Origin of the sequence: Pseudomonas orientalis, assembly GCF_002934065.1 — a bacterium.
Classification (GTDB): domain Bacteria; phylum Pseudomonadota; class Gammaproteobacteria; order Pseudomonadales; family Pseudomonadaceae; genus Aquipseudomonas; species Aquipseudomonas orientalis_A.
This window is the reverse complement of sequence record NZ_CP018049.1, coordinates 3,412,209-3,432,859: the sequence shown is the minus strand read 5'-3', so window position 1 is coordinate 3,432,859 and position 20,651 is coordinate 3,412,209. Positions and strand designations below refer to the sequence as shown.

The window sequence follows — 20,651 nt, the reverse complement described above, 5'->3', positions numbered from 1 at the left end:
TGGCCGCCCAATGTGGGAAGGGGGTTGTTCCTGATACACCTCGGTTCAAATGTGGGAGGGGGCTTGCCCCCGATGGCGGCCTCTGGGCCGACCAGTATCTTGGATCAGACCGGGTACATATCCGTTATCCAGGTCACGACCACTTAGGGTTCCGCCCTGACGGCGGGTCACTTTGGAAAAGCCCCAAAGTAACCAAAGGGCTCTTGCCCCACCACTCGGCACCTCGCCTAGGCTCGGTGTGCCCTCACTCCGGCTTGAATCCGTGGGCCGCCGCAATGGGCCATCCATGGCCCAGTGCGGCTAACCCGGCGTCCTGCCGGGTTACCCACGGATTCAAGCCTGCGTTCGGCCAGCGTGGTTTGACGGGGCGCCTGAGATCAAGATCAAAAGCCAGATCAAGAGCGACTCGCTGCGCATCGTGGTTAGGGTTTGGATTTCCTTGCTCAATCAAAAAGCTCAACTTTATGGTCATTTATGCAAACGTCTAAGTTACGCAAAATCGGGATATTCGCCGTGCTGGCGGTTGCCATCGGCTTGATCATTTACACCGTCAAGGCGCCTGCCGATGCGCCCCAGTACCTCACGGCCACGGTTGAACGCGGCGATATTGAAAACGCCGTTCTCGCCACCGGCTTGTTGGAGGGCGTCAAGCAGGTCGATGTGGGCGCGCAGGTTTCCGGTCAGTTGAAGTCGCTCAAGGTCAAGGTCGGTGACAAGGTCAAGAAAGGTCAGTGGCTGGCTGAAATCGATCCGCTGATTCTGCAGAACACGCTGCGCAAGGCCCAGGTCGATGAGGAGAATCTGCAGGCTCAACGCCGCGCCACGGCGGCGCAGGTCAAGCAGGCCAGGTCGGTGTATGAGCGCTATAAGGGCTTGCAGGCCGATGAGTCGGTGTCGCGCCAGGATTTCGAGGACGCCGAGTCGACCTTTCAGGTGCAGCAGGCCAATCTGTTGTCTCTGGATGCGCAGATCAAGAGCGCGCACATTCAGATCGACACGGCCAAGGTCAACCTGGCTTATACCCGTATCAATGCGCCCATTGACGGCGATGTGGTGGGTATCGTTACCCAGGAAGGTCAGACGGTCATCGCCAACCAGTTGGCGCCGGTGCTGCTCAAGCTGGCCGACCTGGATACCATGACGGTCAAGGCCCAGGTGTCGGAAGCGGATGTGATTCACATCAGCCCCGGCCAGCAGGTGTATTTCACTATTCTCGGTGAGGCCGACAAGCGCTACTACGCCAAGCTGCGTGGCACTGAACCGGCACCGCAGAATTTCCTCGAAACCCAGACCGCCGGTGCGCCCAAGCAGAATACGGCGGTGTTTTATAACGCGCTGTTCGATGTGCCCAACCCCGACCACCGCTTGCGCATCGCCATGACCGCCCAGGTGCGTATCGTGCTCGACACCGCCGAGGCTGCGCTGATGATGCCGGTGGCGGCGCTGGGCGCGCGCAATGCCGAGGGCGGCTATGCAGTGCGGGTGCTCGACGCCAAGGGCAGGGCGCAGGTGCGTGAGGTGAAGACCGGTATCAACAACAACGTCAAGGTGCAGATCCTCGACGGCCTGGTCGAGGGCGACAAGGTGGTGATTGGCGACGCCTCGCCTGCCGTGGCGGGGAATTGAGCCATGACTCAACCTCTGCTGGAGCTCAAGGGCATCACCCGCAGTTTCATGGCCGGCGAGCGCGAATTCATCGCGCTCAAGGGCATCGACCTGACCATTCACGCCGGGGAAATGCTGGCGATCATCGGCGCCTCGGGTTCGGGTAAATCGACGCTGATGAACATCCTCGGCGGCCTGGATTACGCCACCGCCGGCAGCTACAAAATCAACGGCATCGAAACCCGTTCCCTGGGCGATGAGCAACTGGCGGAACTGCGCCGCGATTACTTCGGGTTTATCTTCCAGCGCTACCACCTGCTGGCGCACCTGAGTGCCTTGCACAACGTGGAAATGCCGGCGATCTATGCCGGCATCCCGGAAGGCCAGCGCCACAGCCGCGCGCGGGAGTTGCTCGCGCGCCTGGGCCTGTCGGGGCATATCACCCATCGGCCGAGCCAGTTGTCCGGTGGGCAGCAGCAGCGCGTGAGTATCGCCCGGGCCTTGATGAATGGCGGCGAGGTGATCCTGGCCGACGAACCCACGGGCGCCCTCGACACCCATAGCGGCAAGGAGGTGATGCGCATCCTCGCCGAGCTGCACGCGGCCGGGCACACGGTGATCATCGTCACCCACGACCCCAAGGTGGCGGCCAATGCCCAGCGTATCGTCGAGGTGTGCGACGGCGAGATCGTCAGCGACAAGGCCAACGACAGTGCCGACCTGGAGCTGCCCGGCGAAGCGCCGCTCGAACCCCGGCGCAGCGGCGCGCGGCGCCTGGTGGCAAGCCTGGGGTTGTTCAAGGAAGCGTTCAACATGGCCTGGGTCGCGCTGATTTCCCATCGCATGCGCACCTTGCTGACCATGCTCGGTATTGTCATCGGCATCACCTCGGTGGTGTCGATCTCGGCCATCGGCGAGGGCGCCAAGCGTTATGTGCTCAAGGACATCCAGGCCATCGGCAGCAACACCATCGATATCTTTTCCGGCACCAGTTTCGGTGACAGCCGCGCCTCGGCCATCGAGACCCTGATGCCGTCAGATGTGGACGCGTTGAACCAGCTGTATTACGTCGACAGCGCCACCCCGGTGGTGGGGCGCAACCTGTTGCTGCGCTTTGGCAATATCGATGTGGATGCACAGGTCAACGGCGTCAGCGACCGCTACTTCAAGGTCAAGGGCGTGAAGCTCGAAGCCGGTATCGCCTTCAGCGAAAGTGATGCACGGCGTCAGGCGCAGGTGGTGGTGATCGACCACAACACCCGGCATCGCCTGTTCGGGGCGAACGTCGACCCCCTGGGCCAGGTGATCCTGGTGGGCAACCTGCCGTGCACGGTGATCGGGGTGACGGCGGACAACAAGAACCTGTTCGCCGCCAGCAAGGTGCTGAACGTGTGGGTGCCGTATGAGACGGCGGCGGGGCGCCTGTTGGGGCAGCGCCATCTGGACAGCATCACCGTGCGTATCAAGGACGGCCAGCCGAGCAAGGTGGTAGAGGACAACGTCAATAAGCTCATGCTGCAACGCCACGGCACCAAGGACTTCTTCACCAACAACCTCGACAGCATCATGCAGACCGTGCAGAAAACCAGCCGTTCGCTGGCGCTGCTGTTGTCATTGATCGCGGTGATTTCGTTGTTGGTGGGTGGTATCGGCGTGATGAATATTATGCTGGTGTCGGTCACCGAACGCACCCGCGAGATTGGCATTCGCATGGCCGTAGGGGCGCGGCAATCGGATATTCGCCAGCAGTTTCTGGTGGAGGCGGTGATGGTGTGCCTGATCGGCGGGATTATTGGTATCTCGCTGTCCTATGCCATCGGCTATCTGTTTTCGCTGTTTGTGAAGGAGTGGGAAATGGTGTTTTCCCTGGGCTCGATCATCACCGCATTTGCCTGCTCCACGCTGATCGGTATCGTGTTCGGCTTCGTGCCGGCGCGCAACGCGGCGCGGCTGGACCCGATCGAGGCGCTGGCTCGGGACTGATCTCTATCTGCCATTAAGTAACCAATGTGGGAGGGGGCTTGCCCCCGATGGCAGTGTGTCAGTCCATGCATAAGCAAGCTGACCCACCGCTATCGGGGGCAAGCCCCCTCCCACCTTTTGACCGATGTCGGCTTAGAGGCTGGTGGTACGAAGGCCTGCGCGCAATGCGGCGCGGCTGGACCCTATCGAGGCACTGGCTCGGGACTGATCTCTATCTGCCATTGAGTAACCAATGTGGGAGGGGGCTTGCCCCCGATGGCAGCGTGTCAGTCAATGCATAAGCAAGCTGACCCACCGCTATCGGGGGCAAGCCCCCTCCCACATTTGGACCGATGTCAGCTTAGAGACTGGTGCTGTCTTCGGTGGCATACATCCACCGCAACAACGAATGCCGCCCGCTGATGCCCAGCTTGATCGCCGCGCGCTTGAGGTAGCTCTCGATGGTATTGACCTTCAGCGCCAACTGTTCGGCCAACTCCGGCGCGGTGCGCCCGGCCAGGAGGCCTACGCACACTTCCAGTTCACGGTTGGACAGGGTCAACCCCGATTGCACCAGGCGCTCCTGAATGCGTCGCCGCAAGGTCTCGATGCCTTGGTTCTGTGGTTCCTGCGGCGTATTGCCTGGGGGGCATGGCTGGATCGCGCTGATGTGGTTTTCCACCATGGGCAGCAGCAGCGTGGAAAAATCCTCCAGCATGCTGCGCTCTTGCGCCGAGAAGGTTTCGGACTGGTGCGAGCGGTACACCGACAGCACATACCGCACATCGTCCTTGCGGCGGGTGAGGTGCAGTTGCGCGGCCGGTTGCTCTTCGCCCAGTGCCACCGCGGAGTCGGTATAGACCGGGCTGATCCTGCGGCGAGTGTGGCCAGCGGCACTCACTCGCAGTTGCGTGATATGGGTGGCGTCCACTGCCAGTTGGGTGAGAATCAGGTCATGCAGCATACGTGGGAAGTGGCGACTGCCGGTGCTGGCGATGACCTTGCCTATATGTGGGAACAGGTGTGAGTTCATCAATTCGTCCATGAGTTTCGGGTGCAGGTATTCGGCCTTATAGCGACGGGGATTAAGAGACTAGCCAATGCGAATAACCTGCAGTGATAGTGCTGCCCGTCGAGACGTATGCTAGTACAGCCTGACCAAAGGGTGGGGATCCAATCGTTAAAAAACAGATTAAAAGCGCATAACGACCATGGCGCGTGATTTCGACGCCAGTGTAAAGATGTCGCCTACGACGTCGGTGGTCGATGCCCAAGTGCACTTGCGTAAGCGGCTATCGAGCATTCGTACGTAACGTACATCGTGTCGGATCTGGAACGCCCAAGATAAGGCTCCCGCCAGATAGGAGTACCCGTATGACGACCGTTGCTTCACGCCCCAGTGATGCGCTGCAGCTTATAGAAGCGTTTGGGCACCGAGATGATCGCGGCGGCGAAATCCGCCATAACGGCTTGCCTTCCAAATCTGCCGAGGACGTGGCCTCGCACCTCTGGCGAAAAAGCCCCGGATGGCCGGACAGGAACGGCGATGGCCGCTATGACGTGACCTACGAATTTCGTACCCCGCCCGCCGGGAATGACGTCCGGCAGTTCGGTAAAACCGGGCTCACCCACATCCTGGAGAACCAGCGCCAGCAGATCCGGCTCAGCCTGCAGAGCATTGCAGACGTTGCGAATGTCAGGTTTACCGAAGGGCCGAGAACCGCAGGCAGCGAAGGGCACATTACCCTCGGGAACTTCGGTCAGAGAATCGACGATACAGGTCAGCCCTACAACGATACGAGTTATGCCGTACTGCCCACGCCGGGTGTTGCCAGAAGTGGCGAGGTATGGTTCGCGGTGAGGAAAGGCGAAACGTCGGTGGTGGATGCCGCGTTGGGAAATGCGGGCCGTGACACCCTCGTCCACGAGCTTAATCATGCGATGGGACTCGCCCATGCGGGGGACTACGACAGGACGCTCAAACAAGAGCAAGTGAGTTATCACGAAGATTCTCAAAGCCATACCGGCATGAGCTATCGAGACGAACGTACCGGCTACATGCATCACGGGGGGGGGCGCTCTTCGGCGCCGCAGCTTGACGATATCAGCGCCTATCAACGCAAGTATGGCGCCAACCACGACACCCGCGCAGACGATACCACCTACGGCTTCAATTCCAATACGGATCGGGACTTCCTGAGCTTCAACACGGCGCGGGATAAAAGGGTCGCGGCCATTTGGGACGGTGGCGGCAATGATACCCTGGACTTTTCCGGCTACACGCAGGTGCAGCGAATCAGCCTGCGGGAGGGGACCTTCTCTGATGTCGGCGGCCTCAAGGGCAATATTTCGATTGCCTATGGCGTGACGATCGAAAATGCCATCGGCGGCTCCGGTAACGATTTGATGGTAGGTAACGAGGTGGCCAACGAACTCAAGGGGGGCGACGGCAACGACTGGTTGTATGGCGCGCAGGGGGCGGACACGTTGTGGGGCGGCAAAGGCAAGGACCTGTTCGCTTACGGGCGGATCAGCGACTCGCCCCAGACCGCGCCCGACCGGATCATGGATTTTGTCAGCGGCGAAGACAGGGTCGATGTGTCGGGCGTCAGAGCCTCGCTGGGCATTGCGCAACTGAACTTCGTCGAGGCATTTTCCGGCGCGATGGGTGAAGCCATGGTGACTTACAACCCAGTGCTGAAAATGAGTAGCTTGGAAATCTGCGCGACGCCGAGTGAGCCGAACTTCGTGCTGGTCGTAGAGGGTCAGTTGCGCCGCGGTGATATCGTCAGTTGAGCCTTTTCAGGCTTGCGCAACCCGATGCCGCAGCAGCGCCTCGAACACCCGTTGCGCCCGTGGCTCATCACTGTGAGCCACATTGAAGCGCATCAAATCCCGGTGCGCCGGGTCGTAGCCAAACAGCGTGCCGGGCGCCAGCACCATGCTGCGCTTCAAGGCCTCCTGGGCCAGCAGTTCACCGTTGACGCCCGGCGGCAGGCGCGCCCAGATGAACATGCCGCCTTCGAAAGCCATCGGCAGTTCGCAGCCGCAGCGCTTGAGCCATTGCTCGACGCGCCCGCCAGCTTCCATCAGGCGCTGGACCATGCGCTTGCGGTGCTTGGCATAGCTGCCTTCGCTGAGCATGCGGTACACGATCTGCTCGAACAGCTCCGAGGTCACGCCGCCGCTCATCAACTTCATATTGGTCAGGTTGGCGGCCAGTTGCGGCGCGGCCACCACATAGCTGACACGGGTGTTGGCGCTGAGGATCTTCGAAAATCCCGACAGGTAGGTGACCTGGTCCAGACCGGCGACGGCGGCCAGGCGTGGCGGTGGGTTGGGGTGCAGGTCGCCGTAGAGGTCATCCTCGATGATATGGCAGTGATACTGCTGGGTCAGTTGCAGAAGGCGAAACGCCTGGCTGGGGCTGAAGGAATGGCCCGTCGGGTTATGCAACACGCTGGTGGTCAGGTACAGGCTGGGACGGTGTTCGGCCAGCAAGTGTTCGAGGGCGGTGAAGTCGAAGCCGTCGGGGCGGCGTTCGAGCGTCACCACCTTGACCCCATGCAGGGCCAGGTTGGCGTGGAAGTTGAAATAGCACGGCGCGTCCAGCAGCACCGTGTCGCCGGGACGCGCCAGCAGGCGCATGAGCATGTCCAGGCCTTGCACGGTGTTGGGTGTGGTGATGATCTGGTCCACCGGCACCGACAGGCCTTCGCCGTGGAGTTTGTGTTGCAGCGCCTGGCGCAACGGCAGCAGCCCGGCCGGCGTGCCGAGCCCGGCGATGCGCAGCGACGGCGCGCGTACCACGCTGCGCATGGCCTGTCGGATAGCTTCACCGTTCAGCCAGTCCTCCGGCAAGTGCCCGCCACCGGGGCGCAGCTCGCCACTGGCGGTGACCAGAGGCCTGCGCAACACGCTGAGCAGGTCCTGGGGCAGCAAGTCGACCCAGGTCACCGCCGCCGGGCGTGCACTGTCCATCGCCACGAAATAGCCACGGCCCTGGCTGGAGGTGAGCAGGTTACGCCCGCGCAGACGGTCCAGGGCCTCATTGAGGGTGAACTTGCTCACACCGAGGATTTCGGTCAACTCGCGCACCGACGGCAACTTGCTGCCGGGCGCCCATTCACCGGCCTCGATGGCCTGGCTGAAAGCCTCCACGATCTGCTGGACCTTGGGCGTGCCTTCCACAAAGGCGATGGCGGATACCAACATGAAACGTCCTTATGTTTGCCGGTGGTTTTACCGGTGAAGTCAGGCCGGATTAGGCATCACTTTACCTGCCTGGCGCAATGCCATTCCCCTAGACTGCGCGCCATCTCGCCAGGAAATGGCGAAATTTCATACACGCGAGCAATGGATTTTGCATTCTCATGAAGACTTATATGTGTGCACCCTGCGGTTTTATGTACGTAGAAGAATTGGGCATTCCGGAGGACGGAATACCCGCCGGCACCCCTTGGGAAGAGGTGCCTGAAGACTGGACATGCCCGGATTGCGGCGTGACCAAGGCCGATTTCATGGCCATCGAACTTGCTGACGCTGTACCCGCCTGACCCTCCATCAACGAAAGGAATCGCTCCATGGAAAGTAAATTGATCAACCCCGCCGTGCCGTTCTGTACCGGTGTGGCCCACCAGAAATACCTGGCTGCGGAGCCGGGTCTGCAAGCTGCCATCGAAGGGCAGTGCACCCACTGGTATGTGGACGGCAGCCTGTTCGGCGAAATGGTCGACGACTGGACCGATGCGCGCATCGAAAGCCTGCAGGCACAGATCGCCGCCAGCGGCGTCAAGCCGGTGTTCCATGGCAACTTCAAGGCACCGCTGGGCAGTGACGTCGAGGCGTTTCGCGTGGCGGCGGTGGCCTATGTCAAGCAAGAGATCGATATTGCCAGTCGCCTGGGCGCGCCGCTGATCATTCACGGTGGCTGCATCGTCGAACCGAAAATGGTGCTCAAGGCCAAGAAAGTCGCGCTGGAGCATTACCTCAAGTCCGTCCAGGAACTGGCGACTTACGCGGCGACCAGGGGCACGGATATCTACCTGGAAAACCTGTCCAACTACGTCAACTATCGCCCCTTCCACTACATCTTTACCCATGAGGCGGAATATGCGTTTGTATTCGAGCGCCTGCAGGCCCACGACAACGTGTATTTCTTCCTCGATGCCGGCCACGCCAACATCGAAAACGGCCTGCCGGCGGCCGTGGTGCGCAAGTATCACCACCTGATCAAGGGCATTTCCTTCAGCAACAACAACGGCGTGCAAGACCAGCACTTCGGCATTCACGACGGCAACTGCGACTACGCCGACGTCATGCAGGCCATTGTCGAAACCAACTGGAAAGGCCTGGTGGCGTTTGAAACCCGCAACCAGACCGCCAAGGCGGCCCTGGCCGACCTGGCCTTGATGTACCGCGAATCCCTGACGACCGAAATCGCCGTCGCCTGATGTCATCCAGGGGTGCGCGCCTGTGGCGTGCGCCCCGTTGTTGCCGTTCTCTCCATTCAAGGTCCCGGACCATGACAAGTGCGTTAACGCTGTCTTCGTTTCTCTACTTTCTGCTGTTCTGCGCCACCATGACCTTCAGTCCCGGTCCCATGACCCTGTTGCTGTTGAGCCTGGGCTTGAAGGATGGCCTGCGCAGTTCGATTCCGGCGCAGATCGGCGCCAGTGTGTCGTACCTGATTTCGATCCTGATCTTTGCCGTGGGCTTTTCGGAGCTGATCAAGGGCAACCTCGCGATTACCCAGGCCATCCAGTTTGTCGGCGTGGCCTACATCCTTTACCTGGCCTACAAGCAGTGGACCAGCAGCGGGGTGTCGATCGACAAGGCCGGCACCGTGGAGGGCTCGCGCAGCCTGTTCGGCAAGGGTTTGCTGACCGGCTTTTCCAATCCCAAGACCATCATCATGTTCAGCGCCGTGTTCCCGCAGTTTGCCGGGGCGGGTGAGCACAGCTCAGCGGCGGATATCGCCATCCTCGGCCTGACGTTCCTGCTGCTGCAATTTGCCAGCGGTTGCCTGTACTGCTATTTCGGCCAGCGAATCAAGCACGTGCTGGAAAATCCCAGGCGGCGAGTGCTGCTGCAGCGGATCACGGCGGTGATGCTGCTCGGCGTGGCGGTCATGCTGGCACGCGGCTTTTCGCAATGAAGCATTAGCCTGCAAGCAGTAGTGGCGTTTTGACTTTGCCCTGATAGACTTCAGGGATTCACCCAGGATGCCCCTATCATGCCAGCCGTCGGAGGAAATGGACTTCCGCTCGCTTCGCGCTTGTACAAATCCCGTCTCCTGGGTATGACGCTCGGCTTTGTGTGCGTGGCGTTTGCGATGCATCCGCTGAACCCGTCCCCATGGGTGTGGGCCTGGATGCTGATCAACGCGTTTGCCTGGCCGCACCTGGCGTTTCAAGCGTCGTTGCGTGCCGTCCATGCGTTGCGCAGTGAGCGCCGCAACCTGTTGTTCGACTCCTTCTGCGGCGGGTTCTGGGTTGGCGCGATGCACTTCAATCCGCTGCCCAGCGTCACCACGTTGTCGATGATGAGCATGAACAATGTCGCCATCGGCGGGCCGCGCTTCATGCTGGCGGGGTGGGTGGCCCAGGCCCTGGGTATCGCCACGGCGCTTTTGATATTCGCGCCGGCCTTTATTGCCGTGACCAGCCAGGTGCAGTTGTACGCCTGCCTGCCGATCCTGATGCTGTACCCCCTGGTTCTGGGCTGGATCTGCTATCGCCAGGCGCTGACACTGGCGCGGCACAAGCGTGAATTGCTGGCCCTGAGCCGCACCGACAGCCTGTCGGGCCTGCTCAACCACGGCGCCTGGAAAGACCATCTGGAAGTCGAGTTCCAGCGTTGCCGCCGTGGCCCGGCGGGAGCGGCCATTGCGCTGATCGATATCGACCACTTCAAACTCATCAACGACACCTATGGCCATGTCACCGGTGATATCGTTTTGCGCCAATTGAGCAAGGTCTTGCGCCAGAACCTGCGCGGCACCGACCTAGCCGGGCGCTACGGCGGCGATGAGTTCTGCGTGATCCTGCCGGACATGCCGCTCAACCGCGCCACTGAGGTGATGGACGCCCTGCGTGATCGTTTCAACGCCTTGGCGTATGCCCAGGACCCCACCCTGCGTGCCAGCTTGAGCATCGGCCTGGCGCTGTATCACCCCGGCCATGCCGACTCCATCAGTTGGCTCAATGATGCCGACCGTGCCTTGTACGAAGCCAAAAGCAGCGGGCGCAACCGGGTCAACTCACTGCAGGGGGCTTGGTTGCGGTCCGTTTAGTGGGGTAGGGTGTGGCGATCTCCCTTCAACAAAAACAAGGACCGGTTCATGCCCTTCACCTTCCCCCGTACCCTTCTGGCCGCCACCCTGGCCTTGTCCTTCGCCCTGCCGGCCTACAGCGCCGAACCGCACAAGCAAATCCAGGCGGATGCCGTACAGTACAAGGCCGACGCCCTGAAACTGCTGGAGCGCCTGGTGAATATCGACTCCGGCTCCGGATACGAGCCCGGCCTGACCCAAGTGCGCGATATTGCCGTGGATGAATTGAAACAGCTGGGTTTCAGTATCCAGCTGGTGCCGGACAAGGCCGCCAACAGCAGCCATGTAGTCGCCACCCTCAAGGGCACCGGCAAGGCCAAGATCCTGCTGATGGCGCACATGGACACCGTGTTCAAGGAAGGCTCGGCCGCCGAGCGTCCGTTCCATATCAAGGATGGCCGTGCCTATGGCCCTGGGATAATGGACGACAAAGGTGGCATCGTCGCCGGCATCTACGCGCTGAAAGTCCTGAAAAACCAGGGTTTCAAGGACTATGCGCAAATCACCTTCCTGCTCGATGCCAGCGAAGAAACCGGCTCCGACGCCGCGTCCGAACTGATCCGCACCACCGCCAAGGGCCATGACGTGACCCTCAACCTGGAACCCGGCCGTCCGGCCGATGGCCTGGTGGTCTGGCGCAAGGGCAGCGCTACCGCCGTGGTCGAAGTCAAAGGCAAAGCCGCACACGCCGGCGTCGCGCCCGAATTGGGGCGCAACGCCGCCATGGAAGTCGCGCACCAGATCCTGCAACTGGGCAAGCTGGGGGACGAGGAAAAGAAAACCACCATCAACTTCACCGTGCTCAAGGCCGGCGACCGCACCAACGTCATCCCCGACCAGGCCACCGCCAAGGCCGACGTGCGCGCGGCGTTGCCGGAAGAGTTCGACCGCATCGAGAAAGACCTGGCGCGGGTTTCAGCGGACAAACTGATCCCCGAAACCGAAGTCAAGACCACCCTGCAACGCGGGCTGCCGCCAATGCCGCAAACGGCGGAATCGGACAAGCTCGTCGCGATTGCCCAGGGCATCTACGGGGAATTGGGCAAGACCCTGACCATCGAAGGCAGCGGCGGTGCCGCGGATGCAAGCTTGTCGGCCGGGGTAGGGACGCCGACGCTGGATGGGTTTGGGATCGTGGGCGGGAATATTCATACGTCGGAGGAGTATGCCGAGGTGGAGAGTGTGGTGCCTCGGGTTTATTTGTTGAGTCGGATGATTATGGAGTTGGCCAAGCGTTGAAGTAGGTCATGCACTTGTGGCGAGGGAGTTTGTTCGCTCGCCACAGGCGGTGGGTTACCAAGTTGATTGGTCTTCGCGGCTGGCTTTTTGGAGGTCGTCTTTCCAGACTTCATTGGCGAGTCGGTAGATGTCGGCGAAGAAACCTCGAAGGTCGACTATTTCTGTTTCATCCCAGGCCATCGTAGTGTATTTGTCTGGATCGACCTCAAAGTAAGATTGGAAGTTGAAATTCACGGTGTTTAAGGCGAAGGATAAGCTTTCTATTAATTTGTATCTGTGTCGATAGGAGAGTCTTTTGTATGGGTCTAAGCAATATTTCAGTATGAGATTTTCTCTGTCTTTACTGTTATTCGGGTTATAGCGAGCGAGTTCTTTCCCCTTGGTTTCTTCCCTGTCATAAATATCAAAAACTCCCACGAAATAGTAAAGGCTGGCGTCGAATGGGACGGTGTCGGAGCCGGGGTGATATAACATTTATTGTCATTCCTTAATGGGGAATAAGGTGAAAGGTGTGCCGTCATCTCGAAATTTCATTTCTACAGCATTCATGGATGGGTTAAAGGTTGGGTTGGTTGGGTCTCTTCTGTTTGGCCTGTAGCCTCGTCCAGCTCCTGGTAATTCTAAACGTACAATATCGTTTCTGCTGTCATCAACGCCGGTGTAGCGCGGTAGCCCCCGCTCTGTCCGCGAGGTGGCTTTTGTCCATGCCTGAAGCTGAAACTTCCAACTGTTAAATTGCGAACTCGGGACGCCCCTTCTATTTATTGGCGTTCTACCCGTTATTGGGTCTGTTCCATCAAACGATCGCCTTTCCACCTTGTGATGCTCTACCTCCGGGCTGTGCTTGCCGACCATATGCATGTCGTACTTTTCTTCGTACTCCAGGATTCGACGCTTCGCATTGGCCTCGGTAAGTTCCTCAATCCTGGCCTGTCTAGCTGTCAGCCGCGGCTCGGGAGTTCGTGGCTCACCAGAGTCAACTCTAGCGGAATCAAAAGGACTTTGGGCTTTATAAGCTGGTCTGCATTCAGCGGATTCCGGACAAGAACTTAATCCCAGCGGATCCACCCACCCCGTTGGGTTGGGCACGTACTGGTACCCATTGATCCCACCCGCCAGCTTCACCGGGTCAGGCGTCAGGTAACGGCCGATATTCGGGTGGTAGTAGCGATGGCGGTTGTAATGCAGACCACTTTCCTGGTCGTAGTACTGGCCTTGGAAGCGCAGCGGATTGTCGACTTTGCCGACGTCGAGGCGGCTGATTTCGCCGTAGGCGCGGTGGTGCGCGGACCAGACGATTTCACCGTCTGGGGTGGTGAGTTCCTGCGGTGTGCCGAGGTGGTCGAGTTGGTAGTGGTAGGGCTTGGTCTCTTCCGGCCCGAAGCCTTCCAGCAGTGCCAACGGACGGAAGCTGTCGGGTTCGTAGAGGTAGCTGCGATGTTGATCGGCATGGTGTTCGGCGATCAGCTTGTCGCCTTGCCAGAAGAACTCCGTGGTTTTCTCTTCGAGGGTTTTGCTGATGCGCCGACCAAACGGGTCATAGCGATAGCTCGCGGTTTGGCCGTTGGGCTTGGTGACGCCGATCAGCCGGTGCTGGCAGTCGTAGCGGTACTCGGTGACGAGTGAATGACCTTTGCCGCGCCGTTCTCTTATTAGATTTCCAAAAGCGTCATAGTCGTAATGGTGATCGCCTTGGATCATCAGACGATTGCCCGCCAAGATGTCCGGCCCCGGCCTGTCTTGCATAAGCAAATTGCCGGCGGGGTTGTGGCCGAAACGCTCCTGCACGTCTTGCGAGTGATCGGCGCGGGTCAGGCGGTTTAGCGGGTCGTAGCGATAACGGTGTTCGCCTTTGCGGGTGTCGAGCAGGCGGGTGAGGTTGCCGGCTTTGTCGTAGTCGTATTGGCGTTGGTAGAGATGGTTTCCCTGTTGAGTGACGGCGTGGGCGTGCAGGCGGTTTTGCTCGTCGTAGTGGTAGTGGCTGAGCAGTTGGCCTTGTTGGCGTTGGTGTTCGCGACCGGCATGGAACAGGTGGGAGGTCAGCAGTGAGCCATTCAGGTCGACGGTGGCCAGGTGGCCGCCCTTGTCGTGGTTGAAGGTGACGCGGTTATTGTCCGGCAGGCGCAGATTTTTCAGTTGACCGCAGGCATCGTAGCCATAGCGCAAGGTGCCCCAGCCCTGATGTTCGGCGGTGAGGCGGTTTTGTTTGTCGTACTCGTAAGCCAGCGCCCAGTGGCCGTCTTCGACGCTGAGGAGGTTGCCTTGGCGGTCGTAGGTGTAGTCGACCGTATTGCCATCGGGGAGGGTTTTTCTTACAAGACGACCGGCATGGTCGCGCTCGTATTGGGTAACAAGCTGACTGCCGTCGTCGCCATGTTCGGTCTTTTCCAGCAGGTTGCCGTTGAGGTCGTAGGCATAGGCGGTGCGTTGGCCGTCGAAGCCGGTTTCCTGTCGGATCAGGCCGTTGGGGTGGTAGTCCAGTTGATAGGTTTCGCCAACTTCGTTTTCGATTTCAGTCAGCAAAAGGCGGGCGTTGTCGTAGCGATACTTGACCTGGGTACCATCGGCGTTGATGCGGCGGCTGATCAGGTGCAGGCCGTCGGCGTATTCGTAGCGGGTGAGGTGGCCGAGTTCATCGCGTTCGGCGATGATTTTTCCGTAGGGGTTGTAGCTGAATTCCCGATAGGTACCGTCGGATTGGGTCAGTTTCAGCAGGCGTCCTACAGCGTCCCATTGGTACTGGGTCAGCGCGCCATGCTCATCCTCACGCGACAATTGCCGGCCCAGATCGTCATAGCGATAACGCTTGATCCCGCCATTGGGCAGCTGTTCTTCAACAAGCTGCCCGCGCTCATTCCACACCAAACGATGACAGCTGTTGTCGGGATACCAGACCCCAGTCAGTTGCCCCCGCTTGTCGTAGCTGTAGTCGGTCGCGTTGCCCTCCGGATCAATCCTGCGGATGACATCGCCTTGCTCATTACGCTCGTATTTCCAAACCGCCTCACCACGCCGCACGACCCGTACGAAACCATTGTCATGCTCGTAGGACGTCGGCTCATCCTCCCCCGGAAACAGCGCGACCAAGCGTCCGGCGTCGTCGTATTGATACGCCGTCACCGCGCCCAGTGGGTCCTGCTCGACGGTCAGTCGGCCCTTGTCGTCGTAGGATTTGAAATGCCGGGCGCCGTCGGGATCGATGCGCTGTACCAGTCGCGCCCGGTCGTCATGGACATACACTTCCTGGCTGCCATCGGCGTTGTGCACGTTGACGCTGCCGTCATCGCCCCATACATACCGTGTGTCCATCTGCGAAAAACTGGCCCAGTGCCGGACACAGCGTGCGGCTTTACCAGACCTTTCCCACGCCCAGAAGAAACTCGCCCCACCGGCCAACTGCCGCTCAAGAATGACGTGCTGTTCGTCGTACCGATAAACCTCGCGCTCACCGACCGCATTGGTCGCCGATACCAGTCGTCCGGCATCGTCGTAGGCGTAGGAAACGACGTTCTGCTCGGTCACCCACACGAAGGGTCCATGGCCTTGGGCGCGATGAACCTGGTAGTCCACTGCTACGATGCGGTCGAATTCATACCGCAAAAAAAGCGAGCGCCCGGCACGGTTATCCAGCCGCTCAATACGCCCCAACCGATCCCGGAAAATGCGCAATCGGTTGTCATACGCATCGCTGATCGCGGTCAGCACACCGCCGCAAAAGTGATAAAACCGAGAGGACTGGGCCAGCACCAACTCGTCAGGCGCAGACCCCAAGTAGATCGCCGCTTCCGCCAGACTGTTGGTAATCGCCGGCCGAGCAGCCGTCGGCAAGGGCAGGGTGGTCGAGCGATTCTCATGGTCCGTCCACACCACCGAGTTGCCTGACACAGAAAGCCGATGCGCTAGCGCATGACTCCAGCCAAACCCCAACCCGCAGTCCACCTCCACTGCACTGGTGCGATACAAGCGCGTCCACTCGAACGGCAAGATGCCGTCCAGCGTGCCATCGGTCAGAGTCAGCAGTTCCTCGCCGGTGACCATCGACACCGGGCAGCCGTTCGTAACGGTTTTATCCGCAGAAGCCGCCGCATCGCCCTTCGGATTCGACGCCATGGCAGGCACATCATCCACCGGCTCCTGGCGCACCAACGCCGTACGCTGCGTTTTGTTGCGAACCATCGGTACGGGGTTCGAAACCAGCGTATCGCCCGCCTTCAACGGCGCCACCGGCACTGCCTTGATCGGCGTCGCCGCACTGCCCAGCAGCACCGGCTTGGCCGTCTGCACATGGGTTTCCAGCCCAGGCCCCGGCACCTGCCTGGCCAGCAACTCCAACAGCGCCCGCGCCCGCCCGGATTTAATAGAACTCAACACCTGAGTGCCCAGCCGAAGCTGCACCCCCATCCCCCGCGTGGCCCATATCAGCAACAGGTTGATCAGGACTTCGCCGGTGAGCTCACCCAACAGCTCGTACATTTCGGGCGGCGGCAGCAGGCGTATCCAGGCCACCATTGCTGACAAATAGATAAACAGCAGCGGTTCGTCACTGAGCACCAGAAAGCCTTGGGCGAGCGTGTCTTTACCCAGTTTGAGTAACTGGTCCAGTTCGGCCTGGGAAAGGTACTGCAGCAACTTTTCGCTGTTGGACTTGAGATTCGCCAACAGGTCGTACAGCTCGGTGATGTTGTCCCACAGGTTGTAAAACGCCTTGCCAATCCCGCTTGCAAAGGCCGCACCCTGTTTCGCGCTGCGCTTGAAGGGCGGGGCTTTGGCAAAATCGGCCCATTGAGGCTCGAAGCGCTCGCGCCACTGCTTGCGCAGATCCGCTTCCAGCCCGGCGATGACCGACTGGTAGGACGCATACAGCGCATTGACGTGATCTTTGGAAACATTGGGGTAGAAAGTGACTCGGTATCGCTGGTCGCGAGTACATTCGGGCACTTCAAGCATGCCGCTGGGGCCGATGGTGCGGTGCAGCGGCGCGCCCATGGGCGTGCCGTCCGGTGCAATGGCTTGCAGCGTGACCGGCGTGTTGCCGATAGGGACGAAGCGGGTGCTCTCGAACAGATGCACCAGGGTCAGCCCACCCTGGGCCTTGCATTGAGCGACGGTGCGACTGGGCGTGTCGGAAGAGATCGGCGCGACCAGTGCGACGTCGTCACCGACCTTGAACACCTGCTCTACTTCCAGTGCCGAGCCACTGAAAAAGCTGTCGGCCCACGCGTCGAAGGTGTTCAGGCAATTGCGCAAATCCCCAAGCACGTTTTCAACATCCGGCGCTTTGGGGTCCATGGGGGCCAGGACGAAGCTGGCTATCACCGGAATCAAAAGACGGCCCCGACAACCGGGGCTCTAACGAAAAAAACCATCTGCAATCCCTCGCACTGAATAATCAGGCGAGGGACTTTGCAGCGATTTGCGGGGCAGGGGAGTAGAGCTTATCCGGCAGTTGCGTGGGAAGTTTCAACAAGCCTGTCGCGCAGCACCAGGCTGCACAGCGCCGGCAAAAACAACAGCGTCAACACCGTGCCCACCAGCACTCCGCCGATCAGCACATAGGCCAGGGACGACCAGAACACCGACAACGTCAGCGGAATAAAGGCCAGCGCCGCCGCCAGGGCGGTGAGGATCACCGGTCGCGCACGACGCACGGTGGCTTCGACAATCGCTTCGCGTATGGGCATGCCGTGGTCCTGGTTCTGGCGAATCTGGTCGGTGAAGATCAGTGTGTTGCGCATCAGAATCCCGCCGATGCCGATCAGCCCGAGGATCGCGTTGAACCCGAACGGCTGGTTGAACAGCAGCAAGGTCGGTACCGCGCCAATCAGGCCCAGCGGCGCCGTGGCGAAGACCATGAACATCACGCCGAAGGAGCGCACCTGGAACATGATCACCGTGAGCGTCAGCAGGATCATGATCGGGAACAGCGCCGCCAGGGCGACGTTGGCCTTGGCGCTTTCTTCCACGGGGCCGCCGATATCGATGTGGTAACCGGCAGGCAACTTGGCGATCAGCGGCTGCAGGTCCTTGTACACGGCCATTTCCACATCGGGCGGTTGTACGCCATCGATGATGTCGGCGCGCACTTCCACCGTGGTCGCGCGGTTGCGGCGCTTGAGGATCGGTTCTTCCATCACCGTCTGGAAATGCCCGACCTGGGCCAGCGGTACCGAGGTGCCGGCGCTGTTGGTCAGGGTCATGTTGTTGAGGTTGTCCAGGTCTTCGCGTTGACTGCCCTGGGCGCGGGCCACCACCGACACCGTGCGGTTGCCTTCACGCACTTCGGTGATCGGGTTGCCGCTGAGCAGGGCATTGAGCTGGGACTTGACCTCGTCGGGCGTGAAGCCGAGCAGGCGCAGGCGATCCTGGTCCAGTACCAGGCGATAACCACTGGCGCGCTCGCCCCACTCGAGGAAGGCGTCCCGGGTCAGCGGGTTGTCGGCCACCACTTGACGCACGTGCTCGGAGAGCCCGCGCAGCACGTCCAGGTCCGGTCCGGAGACGCGGAACACCACCGGGAACGGCACCGGCGGGCCGAACACCAATTGCGTGACGCGCACCCGCGCCGCCGGAAACTCACCGGCGGCGATACGTTCGCGCATGCGCACTTTCAACGCATCGCGGGCGTGGGAGTCCGGGGTTTGCACAATCAACTTGGCGAACGCCGGGTCCGGCATCTCAGGGTTCAACGACAGGAAAAAGCGCGGAGCGCCACCGCCCACATAGGTGTCGACCATGCTCGTCTGCGGTTCCTGCAGCAACGCTTTCTCAACCTGCGCCGCCACCGCTTCCGTGCTTTTGAAGGCGCTGCCGGGGGGCATGTACACCTCCAGGATCAGCTCCGAACGGTCGGAGTCGGGGAAGAACTGTTTCTTCACCACTGCCATGCCCAGGCCGCACAGCACAAACGCCGCCACCACCATCCCGGTCACCAGCCAGCGCCCGCGCACGCAGATCTCCACCAGGCTGCGCAGTTTCTGGTAATAGCGCCCGGCGTAAATCGCATCGTGCCCGCCGGGCACCGGCTTGATCTGCGGCAACAGCTTCACGCCCAGGTACGGCGTGAACACCACCGCCACCAACCAGGAGGAAATCAGGGCAAAGCCCACGATCCAGAAGATGTTCCCGGCGTATTCGCCGGCCCCGGAGCGCGCGAATCCCACGGGCAGGAAGCCGATGATCGTCACCAGCGTGCCGGTCAGCATGGGCGCCGCCGTGGAGCTCCAGGCGTAGGTGGCCGCATGGATACGGTCGAAGCCTTCTTCGAGTTTTACCACCATCATTTCAATGGCGATGATCGCGTCGTCCACCAGCAGGCCCAGGGAAATGATCAGGGCGCCGAGGGTCACGCGGTCAAATTCGCGTCCGGTGACCAGCATGATCACGAACACGATCGACAGCGTCAGCGGCACCGCCGCCGCCACCACCAGCCCCACACGAAAGCCCAGGGCCAGCAGGCTGATCAGCATCACCACGGCCAGGGCGACGAAGAATTTGAGCATGAACTCGTTCACCGCCAGGCTGATGTTTTTTGCCTGGTCGGACACCTTGGCGAAATTCACGCCCAGGGGCAGGTCGGCCTGAATCCTGGCTTCCTGGGCCTGCAGGCGCTTGTCCAGTTCCAGGCCGTTCCAATGCTTCTCCATGATCACCCCGAGCATCAGCGCCGGGTCGCCCTGGTGGCGGATGCGGTAGCTGGGCGGGTCTTCATAGCCACGCCGGACGGTCGCCACATCGGCGATGCGCAGCACGCGGCCATTGACTTGCAAGGGCACGTTCTCGATCAGCGCCAGGCTGTCGAAAGCACCATCGATACGGATATAGGCGCGGGCGCCGGCGGTTTCGACGAAGCCCGAAGGCGCCACGGCGTTCTGCGCGGCGAGGGCGGCGAAGATCTGTTCGGGCTTGATGCCCAGGGTCGCCAGGCGCTCATAGGAGAACTCGACGAATACACGCTGGGCCTGTTCGCCAAGGATATTGACCTTCTTCACCCCCGGCAGGTTGAGCAGGCCCTGGCGCAGCTTTTCGGCCATTTGCACTTGCTGGCGATGGGGCAGGTGCTCGGCCTCCAGGGCGTACAGCGCAAAGTACACATCCGAATATTCATCGTTGAAAAACGGCCCGATCACGCCTTTGGGCAGGTTCGCGGCTTCGTCGCTGAGTTTTTTACGGGTCTGGTAGAACAGGTCCTGTATCTCGCTCGGCCGCGTGGACTCGAGGAAGGTCATGCGCATCGAGACGAAACCCGGCTGGGCGATGGTCTCGACGCGGTCGTAGTAATCGAGTTCCTGCAGGCGCTTTTCCAGGCGGTCGGCCACCTGTTCCTGCATTTCCTCGGCGGTAGCGCCGGGCCAGGCGGCGGTGATGGTCATGACCTTGACCGTGAACGACGGGTCTTCGGCGCGCCCCAGTTTGCCGAACGCGAAGATCCCGGCGGCGATGATCGCGATGATCAGGAACAGCGTGACGGCGCGGTGCTTGACCGCCAGTTCCGAGAGGTTGATTGCACGCATGC

13 protein-coding genes are annotated in these 20,651 nt (G+C 60.6%); 8 read left to right on the top strand and 5 right to left on the bottom strand.

Going from position 1 to position 20,651, the window contains the following annotated elements:
• The first annotated feature begins 474 nt into the window (after positions 1-474).
• Both macA and BOP93_RS15355 read left to right on the top strand, forming a co-directional pair.
• Entirely contained in the window at positions 475-1,626 is a 1,152-nt protein-coding gene (gene macA / locus BOP93_RS15360) for a macrolide transporter subunit MacA (protein WP_065885031.1), read from the top strand.
• 3 nt (positions 1,627-1,629) lie between these two features.
• Positions 1,630-3,588 carry a MacB family efflux pump subunit gene (locus BOP93_RS15355; protein WP_104503318.1) on the top strand — a complete coding sequence of 653 codons (1,959 nt, stop codon included), beginning with the start codon at positions 1,630-1,632 and terminating at the stop codon, positions 3,586-3,588.
• A 340-nt stretch (positions 3,589-3,928) separates the two neighbouring features.
• Here the strand turns inward: BOP93_RS15355 and BOP93_RS15345 are convergent, their stop codons facing one another.
• On the bottom strand, positions 3,929-4,600 hold the full coding sequence (locus BOP93_RS15345; RefSeq protein ID WP_104503316.1) for a LuxR C-terminal-related transcriptional regulator: 672 nt from the start codon (positions 4,598-4,600) through the stop codon (positions 3,929-3,931).
• A 341-nt stretch (positions 4,601-4,941) separates the two neighbouring features.
• Between BOP93_RS15345 and BOP93_RS28015 the strand changes: the two genes are divergently transcribed.
• The gene (locus BOP93_RS28015; RefSeq protein WP_104503315.1) at positions 4,942-6,363 is read left to right on the top strand and encodes a M10 family metallopeptidase C-terminal domain-containing protein; all 1,422 of its coding nucleotides are present in this window, start codon (positions 4,942-4,944) and stop codon (positions 6,361-6,363) included.
• 6 nt (positions 6,364-6,369) lie between these two features.
• Here the strand turns inward: BOP93_RS28015 and BOP93_RS15335 are convergent, their stop codons facing one another.
• Entirely contained in the window at positions 6,370-7,782 is a 1,413-nt protein-coding gene (locus BOP93_RS15335) for a PLP-dependent aminotransferase family protein (RefSeq protein ID WP_104503314.1), read from the bottom strand.
• Between the two features lie 158 nt (positions 7,783-7,940).
• Here BOP93_RS15335 and BOP93_RS15330 point away from each other — a divergent pair, with 158 nt between their 5' ends.
• From BOP93_RS15330 to BOP93_RS15310, 5 genes are all read left to right on the top strand, one after another.
• On the top strand, positions 7,941-8,123 hold the full coding sequence (locus BOP93_RS15330; protein ID WP_057721870.1) for a rubredoxin: 183 nt from the start codon (positions 7,941-7,943) through the stop codon (positions 8,121-8,123).
• 27 nt (positions 8,124-8,150) lie between these two features.
• Entirely contained in the window at positions 8,151-9,020 is an 870-nt protein-coding gene (locus tag BOP93_RS15325; RefSeq protein WP_104503313.1) for a sugar phosphate isomerase/epimerase family protein, read from the top strand.
• 71 nt (positions 9,021-9,091) lie between these two features.
• The gene (locus BOP93_RS15320; RefSeq protein ID WP_104503312.1) at positions 9,092-9,724 is read left to right on the top strand and encodes a LysE family translocator; all 633 of its coding nucleotides are present in this window, start codon (positions 9,092-9,094) and stop codon (positions 9,722-9,724) included.
• A 78-nt stretch (positions 9,725-9,802) separates the two neighbouring features.
• Entirely contained in the window at positions 9,803-10,861 is a 1,059-nt protein-coding gene (locus BOP93_RS15315) for a diguanylate cyclase (protein WP_104503311.1), read from the top strand.
• Between the two features lie 48 nt (positions 10,862-10,909).
• Positions 10,910-12,139, top strand: a complete 1,230-nt coding sequence (locus BOP93_RS15310; RefSeq protein ID WP_104503310.1) for a M20/M25/M40 family metallo-hydrolase — start codon at positions 10,910-10,912, stop codon at positions 12,137-12,139.
• A 54-nt stretch (positions 12,140-12,193) separates the two neighbouring features.
• On the opposite strand, the gene BOP93_RS15305 is transcribed toward BOP93_RS15310, so the two are convergent.
• The 3 genes from BOP93_RS15305 to BOP93_RS15295 all read right to left on the bottom strand — a co-directional run bounded on the left by BOP93_RS15305 (position 12,194) and on the right by BOP93_RS15295 (position 20,649).
• A complete protein-coding gene (locus BOP93_RS15305) occupies positions 12,194-12,613 on the bottom strand; it encodes a hypothetical protein (protein ID WP_104503309.1) in 420 nt (139 codons plus the stop codon).
• Positions 12,614-12,619: 6 nt separating this feature from the next.
• On the bottom strand, positions 12,620-17,464 hold the full coding sequence (locus tag BOP93_RS15300) for an RHS repeat-associated core domain-containing protein (RefSeq protein WP_237140357.1): 4,845 nt from the start codon (positions 17,462-17,464) through the stop codon (positions 12,620-12,622).
• Positions 17,465-17,574: 110 nt separating this feature from the next.
• The gene (locus tag BOP93_RS15295) at positions 17,575-20,649 is read right to left on the bottom strand and encodes an efflux RND transporter permease subunit (RefSeq protein WP_104503307.1); all 3,075 of its coding nucleotides are present in this window, start codon (positions 20,647-20,649) and stop codon (positions 17,575-17,577) included.
• Between the last annotated feature and the right edge of the window lie 2 nt (positions 20,650-20,651).